Consider the following 12,676-nt stretch of genomic DNA (forward strand, 5'->3'; position numbering starts at 1 on the left):
CCCCGCACGGGCGCTGCTCACCGTCGTCGAACCGCGAAGGCCCTGCCCCTCCCCGCTCGACCGTGGCGACGGAGATCCGCCGCCACGGGAGGTTTTTCCGCTGGCTTACTCGGCCGCGTCGGCCGGCGGCTCCAGCTGGTCGTTGGCCGCCTTCTTGGAGGAGGTGAGCTCGACGTTGAGGCCGAGCGAGCGCATCTCCTTGACGAGCACGTTGAAGCTCTCGGGGATGCCGGCCTCGAACGTGTCGTCGCCGCGGACGATCGCCTCGTAGACCTTGGTGCGGCCGGCCACATCGTCCGACTTCACCGTCAGCATCTCCTGTAGCGTGTAGGCCGCACCGTAGGCCTCCAGCGCCCAGACCTCCATCTCGCCGAAGCGCTGGCCGCCGAACTGCGCCTTGCCGCCCAGCGGCTGCTGTGTGACGAGCGAGTACGGGCCGATCGACCGCGCGTGGATCTTATCGTCCACGAGGTGGTGCAGCTTCAGCATGTAGATGTAGCCCATCGTCACCTTGCGGTCGAAGGGCTCGCCGGTCCGCCCGTCATAGAGCGTCGACTGCGCCGAGCGGTCGAGCCCGGCCATCTCCAGCATCTGCTCGATGTCGGCCTCCTTCGCGCCGTTGAACACCGGGGTGGCCATCGGCACGCCGCGGCGGACGTTGTTGCCGGCCTCGGCCAGCTCCTCGTCCGACAGGCCCTCCAGCTCGCTCGGAGAGTAGATCGCCTTCATCTCCTCCCGCAGCGGCGTGATGTCCTGCGTCTTCAGATAGGCATCCACCGCCTTCGACACCTTGCGACCCAGGCCCGCAGCCGCCCAGCCCAGGTGCGTCTCCAGGATCTGGCCGACATTCATGCGCGAGGGCACGCCCAGCGGGTTGAGCACGATGTCGGCATGCGTCCCGTCCTCCAGGAACGGCATGTCCTCGATCGGCACGATCCGCGACACGACACCCTTGTTGCCGTGACGGCCGGCCATCTTGTCGCCCGGCTGGATCTTGCGCTTCACCGCCACGAAGACCTTGACCATCTTCATGACGCCGGGGGGCAGCTCGTCGCCGCGCTGCAGCTTCTCGACCTTGTCGAGGAAGCGCTGCTCCAGGCGCTTCTTCGACTCGTCGTACTGCTTCTGCATCGCCTCCATCTCGGTCATGAGACGGTCGTCGATGACGGCGAACTGCCACCATTGCGAGCGCGGATAGTCGTTGATCAGCTCGCGGGTGAGCGTGGTGTCCTTCTTGAAGCCCTTCGGGCCGGCCACCGGCGCCTGACCGATCAGCACGTCCGCGAGACGCGCGTAAGTGTTGCGGTCGAGGATCGCCTGCTCGTCGTCGCGGTCCTTGGCGAGCCGCTCGATCTCCTCGCGCTCGATCGCCTGGGCGCGCTCGTCCTTGTCGACGCCGTGGCGGTTGAACACGCGGACTTCCACGATGGTCCCGGTAACGCCCGGCGGCACCCGCAGCGAGGTGTCGCGCACGTCCGAGGCCTTCTCGCCGAAGATGGCGCGGAGCAGCTTCTCCTCCGGCGTCATCGGGCTCTCGCCCTTCGGGGTGATCTTGCCGACGAGGATGTCGCCCGCATTCACCTCGGCACCGATATAGACGATGCCGGCCTCGTCGAGGTTCTTGAGCGCTTCTTCCGAAACGTTCGGGATGTCGCGGGTGATCTCCTCCGGCCCGAGCTTGGTGTCGCGGGCCATCACCTCGAACTCCTCGATATGGATCGAGGTGAACACGTCATCCTTCACGATCCGCTCGGACAGCAGGATCGAGTCCTCGAAGTTGTAGCCGTTCCACGGCATGAACGCGACGAGCACGTTCCGGCCGAGCGCCAGCTCGCCGAACTCGGTCGAGGGACCGTCGGCGATGATCTCGCCCTTCTTCACGAACTCGCCGACGCGGACCAGCGGCTTCTGCGTGATGCAGGTCGACTGGTTGGAGCGCTGGAATTTTTGCAGCCGATAGATGTCGACGCCGGGCTTGTTGGCGTCGGCTTCTTCCGTCGCGCGGATGACGATACGGGTGGCGTCCACCTGATCGATGATGCCGGCGCGGCGGGCCGCGATGGCGGCGCCGGAATCGCGCGCGACCACCGCCTCCATGCCGGTGCCCACGAACGGAGCGTCGGCGCGGACCAGCGGCACCGCCTGGCGCTGCATGTTCGAGCCCATGAGCGCGCGGTTGGCGTCGTCGTTCTCGAGGAACGGGATCAGCGCCGCGGCGACCGAAACGAGCTGCTTCGGCGACACGTCCATGAGATCGACGCGCTCAGGCCCGACGACGATCACCTCGCCGGCCCGGCGGCAGACCACGAGGTCCTCCGTGAGCTTGCGGTTCTCGTCCATCTGGGCGTTCGCTTGGGCGACGTAGTACTTCGCCTCCTCCATGGCCGAGAGGTAGGCGACCTCGTCGGTCACCACGCCGTCGCGCACGCGGCGGAACGGGGTCTCGATGAAGCCGTACTTGTTCACCCGCGCGAAGGTGGCGAGCGAGTTGATCAGGCCGATATTCGGGCCTTCCGGCGTCTCGATCGGGCAGATGCGGCCGTAGTGGGTCGGGTGCACGTCGCGCACCTCGAAGCCGGCGCGCTCGCGGGTCAGACCGCCCGGGCCAAGCGCCGAGAGACGGCGCTTGTGCGTCACCTCGGAGAGCGGGTTGGTCTGGTCCATGAACTGCGACAGCTGCGACGAGCCGAAGAACTCGCGCACGGCCGCGGCCGCGGGCTTCGCGTTGATCAGGTCCTGCGGCATGACCGTGTCGATATCGACCTGGCTCATGCGCTCGCGGATGGCGCGCTCCATGCGCAGGAGGCCCAGGCGGTACTGGTTCTCCATGAGCTCGCCCACCGAGCGGACGCGGCGGTTGCCGAGGTGGTCGATGTCGTCGACCTCGCCCTTGCCGTCGCGCAGCTCGACCAGCGCCTTGACCACCGCCAGCATGTCCTCCTTGCGGAGCGTGCGGACCGTGTCGGCGGCATCGAGGTCGAGGCGCATGTTCATCTTCACGCGGCCGACCGCCGAGAGGTCGTAGCGCTCGGAATCGAAGAACAGCGAGTGGAACATCGCCTCGGCGGTCTCGAGGGTCGGCGGCTCGCCCGGGCGCATGACCCGGTAGATGTCGAACAGCGCACCCTCGCGGCTGGAATTCTTGTCCACCGCCAGCGTGTTGCGGATGTAGGGGCCGACATTGACGTGGTCGATGTCGAGCACCGGCAGCTCGGTGACGCCGACATCCTCCAGGCTCTTCAGGAGCTTGTCGGAGATCTCCTCGCCGGCCTCGGCCCAGATCTCGCCGGTCTGGGCGTTGACCAGATCCTCGGCGATGTACTGGCCGACCAGATCCTCGTCGGTCGCCTTGAGGAACTTGGTGCCCTTCTCGGTGATCTGGCGGGCGTTGCGGGCGTTGAGCTTCTTGCCGGCCTCCAGCACGACCTCGCCGGAATCGGCGTCGATCAGGTCGACGGTGGCCTTCATGCCCTTCATGCGCTCGGCATCGAACGGCACGCGCCAGTCGGCGCCGTCCCGGTCGTACACGACCTTGTTGTAGAAGGTCGACAGGATCTCCTCGCCGTCGAGGCCGAGCGCGTAGAGCAGCGACGTCGCCGGCAGCTTGCGCTTCCGGTCGATGCGGACATGCACGATGTCCTTGGCGTCGAACTCGACGTCGAGCCACGAGCCCCGGTACGGGATGATGCGGGCGGCGAACAGGAGCTTGCCCGAGGAGTGGGTCTTGCCCTTGTCATGGTCGAAGAACACGCCCGGCGAGCGGTGCATCTGCGAGACGATGACGCGCTCGGTGCCGTTGACGATGAAGGTGCCGTTCTCCGTCATCAGGGGCATGTCGCCCATGTAGACGTCCTGCTCCTTGATGTCCTTGACCGACTTGGCCTGGGTGTCGGGATCGACATCGAACACGATCAGGCGGAGCGTGACCTTCAGCGGGGCCGCGAAGGTGATGCCGCGCTGGCGGCACTCGTCCACGTCGTACTTGGGCGCCTCGAACGTGTAGCGCACGAACTCGAGCAGCGCCGTGGAGGCGAAGTCGGAGATCGGGAACACCGACTTGAACACGCTCTGCAGCCCCTCGTCGGCGCGCCCGCCCTCGGGCTCGTCGACCATCAGGAACTGGTCGTAGGACGCCTTCTGAACCTCGATGAGGTTCGGCATCTCGGCAACTTCCTTGATCTTGCCGAAGAACTTCCGAATGCGCTTGCGACCGACCAGCGTGTTGGCCATGTGACCTCGCTCCTACCCGCGTGCCTCGCGCCCGGGGAAGCGTTCCCGAGGGAACCTCCCGCGCCGGGCCGTGACGCGCGCCCCGCCGGGCCGCGCCACCGAACCGAATCTCGTCTGCGGTCCCTTCCGGGACCCTCCGCCGAAGCGGCCTAAAGCCCGCGGGTGTGCACCCGCGGGCTTCGGTCACGACAGGCCCGACCTGGACCTCCGTGGGGTGATGGGCCGGGACCGGCCCATCGTCGACTTACTTGAGCTCGATCTTGGCGCCAGCCTTCTCGAGCTGGGCCTTGAGCTTCTCGGCCTCGTCCTTGGCGACGCCTTCCTTGACCGGCTTCGGCGCGCCCTCGACGAGGTCCTTGGCTTCCTTGAGGCCGAGGCCGGTGATCGCGCGGACCTCCTTGATGACCTCGATCTTCTTGTCGCCGGCCGAAGCCAGGACGACCGTGAACTCGGTCTGCTCCTCGGCGGCGGCGGCAGCGCCACCACCGGCGGCCGGACCAGCGGCGACGGCGACGGCGGCAGCCGCCGAGACGCCCCACTTCTCCTCGAGCATCTTGGCCAGGTCAGCGGCCTCGAGGACGGTCAGCGAGGACAGGTCGTCGACGAGCTTGGCGAGATCAGCCATGGTGAATTCCTCTCAATATCGGTTCGAACGGATGGTTTTTGAAGGGCCTCAGGCGGCCTCGTCCTTCTTGGCATAGGCCCCGAACACGCGGGCGAGCTTCGCCGCCGGCGCGTTGACGACCTGAGCGATCTTGGTCGCGGGCGCCTGGATGAGGCCCACGAGCTTGCCGCGCAGTTCGTCGAGGGACGGAAGCGAGGCCAGAGCCTTCACGCCGTCCGGGTTCAGGGCGGTCTTCCCCATCGCGCCGCCGAGGATCACGAGCTTGTCGTTGGCCTTGGCGAAATCGACCGCGACCTTGGCGGCTGCGACCGGATCGCCGGAATAGGCGAGCAGGGTCGGGCCCTTCAGGAGCGGCTTGATGGAGGCGACGTCCGTGCCATCGAGTGCGATGCCGGCGAGGCTGTTCTTGGCGACCTTCACGGTGGCGCCGGCCTGCTTCATCTGCGTGCGCAGCTTCTGCATGTCGGCGACCGTGAGGCCCTTGTAGTGGGCCACGACGACGACGGCGCTCTGATTGAACACGCCGTTGAGCGTCGAGACGAGATCAGCTTTAGCTGTCCGGTCCACTGGGCTCTCTCCGGTTGGCGGAACCCGGTTTCGGGTCCGCCGGTTGCACATGCCGCCCGGACGTGATCTCGGCCGTAAGACCGGGAACGTCCGAACGACGCTTCGCGGCCCTGTCCCCGCGCGCGCCCCTGGAGGCCGCCTCGGGCGAGTTGGTTCAAACCGACATCCTCACCGCGGCCGAAGCCATGGCGAGGCGTTTCGAATTCGGTCTTCCCCGTCTGTGCAGGCTGGCGGATTAAGCCGGCGAACCGGCACCTGCAGTCTCGGACAGGACATGGCCGGACAAGGCTCCGCGGGGCTCGTCGCCCTCTGGATCCGTCCGGCCGGTGCCACCCGGTTGCCCGGGCGACATTTCGAGCGGAAACCGGCCGATCGGCCGTCTCCTTCCGTGAGGATGAAATGCGTGAGGCGCGGTGTATAGAGCCTAGCAAGCCGCCTGCCAAGGGCCGAAACGCGACTTTTCCGCCGCAGGCAAGGGGTTGCGGGCTGCGGCTCGGCCATGCCTGAGTGAGACTTCGGCGCGCTGCTCAGCCCTGACTGAGCAGCGCGTTGACGTCGCGGCCGCGATAGAGAACACGCAGGACGTCAATATGCGTTTTGCGCAAGGTATAGGCGATGACGACGCGCCGTTCGAAGGCAACGAGCCTCAATCCAGGGGCCAGATCGTCTCGGGCACGCCCTGCCCCGGGCAACAGGGATAGCGACTCGCAGCGATCCCCAATCCGTCGGAGAAAAATGATCGCCCGTTCGGGGCTATCGGCGGCGACGTAGTCGTAAAGCGATTCGAGATCCGCCACCGCCTCCGACCGGAGCCTTACCTCAAGGCTCACCGCCGTTACTCACACGCTGCGCGTGTCGCTCTTCCAGACGGTCGAAAGCGTCAGCGATGCTGATTCCTGGATGCGGATCATCGATGGCAGCCGCTATCGAAGCGAGAAGACGGTCGCGGTGCTCATCCTGAGTCGCGAGGGTCTCTTCCAGAAGCCGCAATCCCGCGGCGATCACATCCGCTGGGTCCCGGAAACGGCCGGCCTCGACCTGGCCTTGCACGAACTGGTCGAGGTCGGGCGTCAGGTCGATATCGGTCATGCCGGGCTTCCGCACCTCGGACAGCAAGGCACTCAGGTTACGCCGCCTCGCGCTCCGGCACCAGCTTGCGCCGCGCCGCCTCCCACCAGCTGCGATCACGCGCTTCCTTCGCCTCCGCGGCCTTGGCGGCGTAGAAGGAGGCGTTGTGCTCGCCGCGCAGGGCCTCGCGGGTGAAGCGGATCAGGTGGTGGGCGACGAAGCCCATGTTGAACACCGCCTCGATCTGCCCGCGCTTCAGCGCATAGCCCGCCGCGCTCCAGAACGGCTTGCGATAGTCGGAAAAAATTCCGACCCGGGTGATGATGTTGAAGCCCAGGATCAGGCCCCGGCGCAGGTTGGTGAAGGTCAGCTTGCCGGCGGTCGGCGTGGTGATGCGATTCGGGTAGGTCACCGCGCATTGGTGCTTGAACCGCTCGAAGATCTTTTCCGGATCGTAGGCGTGCGCGATCGCCCGGCGCCAGCTCGACACCACCGTGTCGTGCGGGCGCTTGAACAGGACGTTCGATTCGAGCGCCGCATCGTGAACGAGCCGGCCCTCGCGCTCCAACCGGTCCCAGAGCGGTGTCTTCGGCAGGGCCTGGAGCAGGTTGATGGTCAGCACGGGAATCGCCGAGCGGTCGATGAAGTCGATCAGGTTCTGCTCGGATTTATCCGTATCGGAATCGAGGCCCAGGATGATGCCCGAGGTGACCTCCAGCCCGTAGGAATTGAGCGTCTCGATCGCCTCGTACATCGGCACGGCGGCGTTGTGGGTCTTGTCGATGCCCTTGAGGGCATCCGCCTCCGGGGTCTCGATCCCGACGAACACCGTCATGAAGTTCGCCTGCCGCATCAGCTCGAGGATCTCGGGCTGCTTGGCCATGTTCAGCGTCGCCTCGCAGGCGAACTGGAGCGGGTAGTTGTTCTTCTTCTGCCACGCGACGAGGTGCGGCAGCATCTCGCGGGTCGCCTTGCGGTTGCCGATGAAGTTGTCGTCGACGAAGTAGACCACCGCCGGATGGCCCGGCTGGCTGATGATGGCGTCGAGCTCGGCGCACATCTGTTCGGGGGTCTTCAGGCGCGGCTGGCGGCCGTAGAGCTGCGGGATGTCGCAGAACTCGCAGCGATAGGGGCAGCCCGAGGAGAATTGCAGGGAGCCGATCAGGTAGCGCTTGAGCGGCGCCGCCTCGTAGGCCGGCGCCGGGAAATCCGAGAGCGCGAGGCGGTCCTTGGTCTCCAGCACCACCTGGGCGGGCGGTCGCGTCAGGTCGGCGTCGAGGCGGGCGACGAGCTGGTCGGTGGCATCGCCGATCTCCCCGATATGGAGATAGTCGAAATCGCCGTACTTCTCCGGGGCACCCGAGACCGACGGGCCGCCCAGCACCGTGACCTTGCCGGCGGCGTGCGCCCGGTCGCGGATGTCGTGGATCTGCGCCTCCTGGATGTGCATCCCGGAGACGAACACCGCATCGGCCCAGGCGAAGTCGGACGGGCCCGCACGGCGGATATTCTCATCGATGAACCGGCATTCCCACGCCTCCGGCATGTAGGCCGCGATCAGCAGCAGCCCCTGCGGCGGCATGAACGCCTTCACCCCGCCCATCAGCGGGTAAGCGTGGGAGAAGGTCCCGAAGGACGGCGTGTAGGCGGGAAAGACGCACAGGATGCGTCGCTTGGAGGAGACCGTCAGGGTGCATCGCATGGCGGCCTATCTAGCACAGCCGTGGGCGTTGGCGCCCCCTCCACGGTTAAGAATGGCGTGAGGGGAAGCGGTGCCGCTGTCGCGGCTTGTCTTCGTGCTGGATCCCGGATCAGGTTCCGCTTCGCCCCACCTGTCCGGGAAAAGGGGCCGTGCAGAACGAATCGCCGCCCCCTTTCCCGGGCGCATGCAGCGCCAGCGGAATGCGACCCGGGACCCAGCGCGAGGCTTGCCGCGCAGCGGCCCTTCAGATCAGATCATCGTACGGGTCGCGCCAATCGGGATTGAACCCCTCGATCAGCGCGAGCTTCCAAGCCCGCCGCGAGCGCTTGATCGCATACTCCCGCACCCGCGCCTCAATGATCCGCGGATAAGCCTCGTACCAGACCAGCATGGTCACGCCGTAGTCCCGGGTAAATCCCGGCATGGCACCGGTGCGATGCTCCCAGATGCGCCGCGCCAAATCCGTGGTCGAACCGGTGTAGAGCGTCCCATTCCGCCGGTTCGCCAAAATGTAAACGTGGGACAGCCGCTCCATCCGCGCCCCGCAACGGAAAACGCCCGGCCGTCTCCGGCCGGGCGCTCCGCAGCATGAACGCTGTGCCTTGTCTCAGGCGGTCAGAACCGTGCTCGGCTCGACCTTCACGCCCGGGCCCATCGTCGAGGTGACGGCGATGCGCTGGACGTAGGTGCCCTTGGCGCCCGTCGGCTTGGCCTTGGCCACCGCGTCCGCGAAGGCCTTGATGTTCTCGACGAGCTTGTCGGCGTCGAACGAGACCTTGCCGACGCCGGCATGGACGATGCCGGCCTTCTCGACGCGGAACTCCACCGAGCCGCCCTTGGCGCCGGCCACCGCACCCTTCACGTCCATCGTGACGGTGCCGACCTTCGGGTTCGGCATCAGGCCGCGCGGGCCCAGAACCTTACCGAGACGGCCGACCAGCGGCATCATGTCCGGGGTCGCGATGCAGCGATCGAACTCGATCTTGCCGCCCTGCACGATCTCCAGGAGATCCTCGGCGCCGACGATGTCGGCACCGGCCGCCTTGGCGTCGTCCGCCTTGGCGCCGCGGGCGAAGACCGCGACCCGCACCGTCCGGCCGGAGCCGTTCGGCAGGTTGCAGACGCCGCGGACCATCTGGTCGGCGTGGCGGGGATCGACGCCGAGGTTCATGGAGACCTCGACGGTCTCGTCGAACTTCGCGGTCGCCCGCTCCTTCACCAGCTTGATCGCCTCGTCGAGGGGATAGAGCTTGGTGACCTCGATGCCCTCGCGGGCGGCGCGGATGCGCTTGCCTTCCTTAGCCATGCTGTCCTCCCTCAGGCCGTGATCTCGAGGCCCATGGCCCGGGCGGAGCCGCGGATCATGGCAACGGCCGACTCGATCGAGTCGCAGTTGAGGTCGGGCATCTTCTTCTCGGCGATCTCGCGCAGCTGCGCCTCGGAGATCTTGCCGACGGTCGGGCCCTTGCCCGGGGTCTTGGAACCGGAGGCCGGCTTCTTGCCGAGCTTCAGGCCGACGGCCTTCTTCAGGAAGAAGGTGACCGGGGGCTGCTTCATCTCGAAGGTGAAGGAGCGATCCTGATACGCGGTGATGATCACCGGGATCGGGGTGCCCTTCTCCATCTGCGCGGTCTTCGCGTTGAAGGCCTTGCAGAATTCCATGATGTTGAGGCCGCGCTGACCGAGCGCGGGACCGATCGGCGGCGACGGGTTCGCCGCGCCGGCCGGGACCTGAAGCTTCACGTAGCCCGTGATCTTCTTCGCCATGGGACTGCTCCCAATGAGAATCCGCCCCCACGCGGCCTGAAGCGCGGCGGGTCGGACGGTTGCAGGTCGCGGTGCGAGCCGTGGATCCCGGAGGCGAGGCCGGGCGGATCTCCCGCGGGGTTTCGCGAATAGGGAGTAGCGAATAGCGACTACGGCGGTCGAGCCCGGCGAGACACCGGTTGCCCCTACTCGCTATTCGCTACTCCCTATTCGCTTCACGCTCAGGCCTTCTCGACCTGGGCGTATTCGAGCTCCACCGGGGTGGCGCGGCCGAAGATCGACACGGCCACCTTGAGGCGGGAGCGGGCCTCGTCGATCTCCTCGACGGTGCCGTTGAAACTGGCGAACGGGCCATCGGCGACGCGGACGGTCTCACCGATCTCGAAGGACACGGAGGGCTTCGGCCGGTCGACGCCCTCGGCAACCTGGCCCTTGATCCGCTCGGCCTCGGCGTCCGGGATCGGCACCGGCTTCGACTTGTCGGCGCCCAGGAAGCCCGTGACCTTCGGGGTGTTCTTGATGAGGTGGTAGACCTCATCGGTCAGGTCGCACTTCACCAGCACGTAGCCGGGGAAGAACTTGCGCTCGGCATCGACCTTCCGGCCGCGGCGCACCTCCACGACCTTCTCGATCGGGACCATCACCTCGTCGAACAGCTCGGTCAGCCCGCGCTGGGCCGCCTGATCCTTGATGGACTGGGCGACCTTGTTCTCGAAGTTCGAGTAGGCGTGGACGATGTACCAGCGCTTCGACACGATTCCGTTCAACTCCGATACGTCTGCGAGGTCTCCCTCGTCCGATGGCACCCGGCCTCTACAGGCCCAGGATCAGGCCGACCACGAAGCGCAGGGCCTGATCCACCACCGTGAAGAACAGGCTCGTCACCACCACCATCACGAACACCATGATGGTGGTGATCGTGGTCTCCCGGCGGGTCGGCCACGTGACCTTGCGGGCCTCGTCGCGGACCTGGGCGAAGAACTCGCCCGGCGTGACGCGCTTCTGCGGCGCCCGGGCCGGGGTCGCCGGACGGGCCGGCGGCGGGTTCGCGGGGCCGCGGGCCGCGCCGCGCACCAGGTCCACCTTCTTGGTCGCTTCGTTCGATGCCATGGCGCCAGTGTCTGTGCGTGTCCGGCCCCGGGCAGAGACCGCTCCGGGAACACGAATGACGGCGCCGAGGACCCGGATGGGCCCGCACCGACGGTCGCTTCAGATCTCGGATTGCGCCCGCTCTAGCGCAACTCCGCGGCCTTGTCGACCGGGCCGCCGCGCGGGATCGGGCAGGATGTCTGGCAGGAGTGGAGGGACTCGAACCCGCAACCTCCGGTTTTGGAGACCGGCGCTCTGACCAGTTGAGCTACACTCCTAGCGCGTTGCCCAATGCCTCATCGCGGCCCGGCTTGCAAGGGGTTCGGCGGCATAGGCGGGGTCGGCGGGCCGGAAATTGCGGCCCTTGTTGGTGGTCGCCATCCGACCCGGATCGGGACGCGCCTCCGCGACAGGCACAAGACCGCGGCAGCGGTGCGGGGCAGCCGGAACCGGTCGATTTACGGCAATCCGCGACGACGGCGAACCGCTCGGCCGCCGCAGATCAACGGCCGTGATCCGCCCGCTCCATCGTGTTCAGCGGCCGGACTTGGCGGCCGTCGAAGCGGAACAGCTCGTCGCTGCGGCCGTAGGGGCCGGTCCGCAGGTAACGCGTGGCTTCCGCGGCCAGATCGCGCCGGGCCGGGCTGCCGGACGGCCATGCGAGGAGCAGGTTGCGCGTCGGTCCGGCCAGGGTGATGCTGTCTGCCTTGAGGGCGCGCCGGATCTCGTCGAGATAGGACGGCACGAGCAGCCGTGCGATGGCGAAGTCGTCGCCGGCATTGGCCATGGCGAACAGGGGGGCGCCGTCCCCGAGCACCAGTTCGAACGGCGCTTCCCTCGACGTGGCGGCCAGGTTCGCCACGGCCGTCGCCTCCACCAGCGCGGGATCGACCTGCCAGCCGGCGAGCATCGCGCGGGTCACGTACTGATAGCGATTCGGTTCGTCGAGCACGTAGACCACGTGCAGCGTCTCGGAAAACCGACGATGCGCGAGCATCGTGTATTGCTGGAGGATCTCGTCCGGCACGAGTTGCGGGCGCAGGCGCGACCGGATCGCCGCGAAGTCGCCCGTCTCCGGCCCGGGGGCCGCTTTGGCGAAGGCGACGCTCAGGAACTCCTCCACCTCCCGACGGCGTTCGGCTGCGGAGAGGCCGTCGACGCGCTGATACAGGTTCGTGAGATCGATCGTCTTCGTGCCGATGCTGAGCTGTGCCGGATCCGCCTCCAGAAGGACCCTCACGCCCGGCCGGATGCCCCGGATCAGCGCCGCCACCTCCGCGCGGAAGCGCCCGTCGGTCAATGCGTCCCCCCAGGCTGCGCCGGTCAGGACCGCTGCCCCGACACAGATCAGGATGAGGAAACACCCGGCCCGGAGAATGGAACCGACGGACATCCGAGTCTCCCCCAAGACCAGGCGGAGACAGGACAGAGCAACGCCGGCGCTCCGTCAAGACGAAGGCCGGCGCGAGTCACATCAATCGGGGAAGATACCCGCCGTGGATACGGCTGGATGCCTGTGGCCCGGCGCGCGGTGCGCCGGGCCTTGCGGGCTCAGTCGTTGATGGCGGCGACGACGCCGGCACCGACCGTGCGGCCGCCCTCGCGGATGGCGAAGCGCAGCTTCTCCT

12 protein-coding genes, 1 tRNA gene and 1 pseudogene are annotated in these 12,676 nt (G+C 67.2%); all 14 read right to left on the reverse strand.

Annotation, left to right across the window (positions count from 1 at the left end):
- Positions 1–105: 105 nt before the first annotated feature.
- The gene (gene rpoB, locus FVE89_RS07620; RefSeq protein ID WP_160533441.1) at positions 106–4,230 is read right to left on the reverse strand and encodes a DNA-directed RNA polymerase subunit beta; all 4,125 of its coding nucleotides are present in this window, start codon (positions 4,228–4,230) and stop codon (positions 106–108) included.
- A 244-nt stretch (positions 4,231–4,474) separates the two neighbouring features.
- Positions 4,475–4,855, reverse strand: a complete 381-nt coding sequence (rplL, locus tag FVE89_RS07625) for a 50S ribosomal protein L7/L12 (RefSeq protein WP_160533442.1) — start codon at positions 4,853–4,855, stop codon at positions 4,475–4,477.
- Positions 4,856–4,903: 48 nt separating this feature from the next.
- Positions 4,904–5,422, reverse strand: coding sequence for a 50S ribosomal protein L10 (rplJ, locus tag FVE89_RS07630; RefSeq protein WP_160533443.1), 519 nt, complete (start codon positions 5,420–5,422; stop codon positions 4,904–4,906).
- Between the two features lie 527 nt (positions 5,423–5,949).
- Positions 5,950–6,252 carry a type II toxin-antitoxin system RelE/ParE family toxin gene (locus FVE89_RS07635; RefSeq protein WP_160533444.1) on the reverse strand — a complete coding sequence of 101 codons (303 nt, stop codon included), beginning with the start codon at positions 6,250–6,252 and terminating at the stop codon, positions 5,950–5,952.
- Positions 6,242–6,511: a type II toxin-antitoxin system ParD family antitoxin gene (locus FVE89_RS07640; RefSeq protein WP_160533445.1), complete on the reverse strand. Its 270-nt coding sequence runs from the start codon at positions 6,509–6,511 to the stop codon at positions 6,242–6,244. Before FVE89_RS07640 ends, FVE89_RS07635 begins: the two co-directional genes overlap by 11 nt.
- Positions 6,512–6,548: 37 nt before the next feature.
- Entirely contained in the window at positions 6,549–8,192 is a 1,644-nt protein-coding gene (locus FVE89_RS07645) for a B12-binding domain-containing radical SAM protein (protein WP_160533446.1), read from the reverse strand.
- 244 nt (positions 8,193–8,436) lie between these two features.
- Positions 8,437–8,727, reverse strand: a complete 291-nt coding sequence (locus FVE89_RS07650) for a GIY-YIG nuclease family protein (RefSeq protein WP_160533447.1) — start codon at positions 8,725–8,727, stop codon at positions 8,437–8,439.
- 72 nt (positions 8,728–8,799) lie between these two features.
- A complete protein-coding gene (gene rplA, locus FVE89_RS07655) occupies positions 8,800–9,498 on the reverse strand; it encodes a 50S ribosomal protein L1 (RefSeq protein WP_160533448.1) in 699 nt (232 codons plus the stop codon).
- A gap of 11 nt (positions 9,499–9,509) precedes the next feature.
- Positions 9,510–9,959, reverse strand: a complete 450-nt coding sequence (gene rplK, locus FVE89_RS07660; RefSeq protein WP_160533449.1) for a 50S ribosomal protein L11 — start codon at positions 9,957–9,959, stop codon at positions 9,510–9,512.
- A 221-nt stretch (positions 9,960–10,180) separates the two neighbouring features.
- Entirely contained in the window at positions 10,181–10,714 is a 534-nt protein-coding gene (gene nusG, locus FVE89_RS07665) for a transcription termination/antitermination protein NusG (RefSeq protein ID WP_091721608.1), read from the reverse strand.
- A 58-nt stretch (positions 10,715–10,772) separates the two neighbouring features.
- A complete protein-coding gene (secE, locus tag FVE89_RS07670) occupies positions 10,773–11,069 on the reverse strand; it encodes a preprotein translocase subunit SecE (RefSeq protein ID WP_160533450.1) in 297 nt (98 codons plus the stop codon).
- 180 nt (positions 11,070–11,249) lie between these two features.
- Positions 11,250–11,326 (reverse strand) — tRNA-Trp (locus FVE89_RS07675).
- A gap of 224 nt (positions 11,327–11,550) precedes the next feature.
- The gene (locus FVE89_RS07680; RefSeq protein WP_160533451.1) at positions 11,551–12,441 is read right to left on the reverse strand and encodes a hypothetical protein; all 891 of its coding nucleotides are present in this window, start codon (positions 12,439–12,441) and stop codon (positions 11,551–11,553) included.
- A gap of 158 nt (positions 12,442–12,599) precedes the next feature.
- Positions 12,600–12,676: pseudogene (locus FVE89_RS07685) on the reverse strand (elongation factor Tu); the annotation flags it as partial.

It is taken from the genome of Methylobacterium sp. 2A (assembly GCF_009806555.1).
Classification (GTDB): domain Bacteria; phylum Pseudomonadota; class Alphaproteobacteria; order Rhizobiales; family Beijerinckiaceae; genus Methylobacterium.

Excerpts from the sequence above, each read along its gene's own strand:
- rpoB (WP_160533441.1), bottom strand. The coding sequence starts at position 4,230 with ATGGCCAACACGCTGGTCGGTCGCAAGCGCATTCGGAAGTTCTTCGGC.
- rplL (WP_160533442.1), bottom strand. The coding sequence starts at position 4,855 with ATGGCTGATCTCGCCAAGCTCGTCGACGACCTGTCCTCGCTGACCGTC.
- FVE89_RS07640 (WP_160533445.1), bottom strand. The coding sequence starts at position 6,511 with ATGACCGATATCGACCTGACGCCCGACCTCGACCAGTTCGTGCAAGGC.
- FVE89_RS07645 (WP_160533446.1), bottom strand. The coding sequence starts at position 8,192 with ATGCGATGCACCCTGACGGTCTCCTCCAAGCGACGCATCCTGTGCGTC.
- FVE89_RS07650 (WP_160533447.1), bottom strand. The coding sequence starts at position 8,727 with ATGGAGCGGCTGTCCCACGTTTACATTTTGGCGAACCGGCGGAATGGG.
- rplA (WP_160533448.1), bottom strand. The coding sequence starts at position 9,498 with ATGGCTAAGGAAGGCAAGCGCATCCGCGCCGCCCGCGAGGGCATCGAG.
- rplK (WP_160533449.1), bottom strand. The coding sequence starts at position 9,959 with ATGGCGAAGAAGATCACGGGCTACGTGAAGCTTCAGGTCCCGGCCGGC.
- secE (WP_160533450.1), bottom strand. The coding sequence starts at position 11,069 with ATGGCATCGAACGAAGCGACCAAGAAGGTGGACCTGGTGCGCGGCGCG.
- FVE89_RS07680 (WP_160533451.1), bottom strand. The coding sequence starts at position 12,441 with ATGTCCGTCGGTTCCATTCTCCGGGCCGGGTGTTTCCTCATCCTGATC.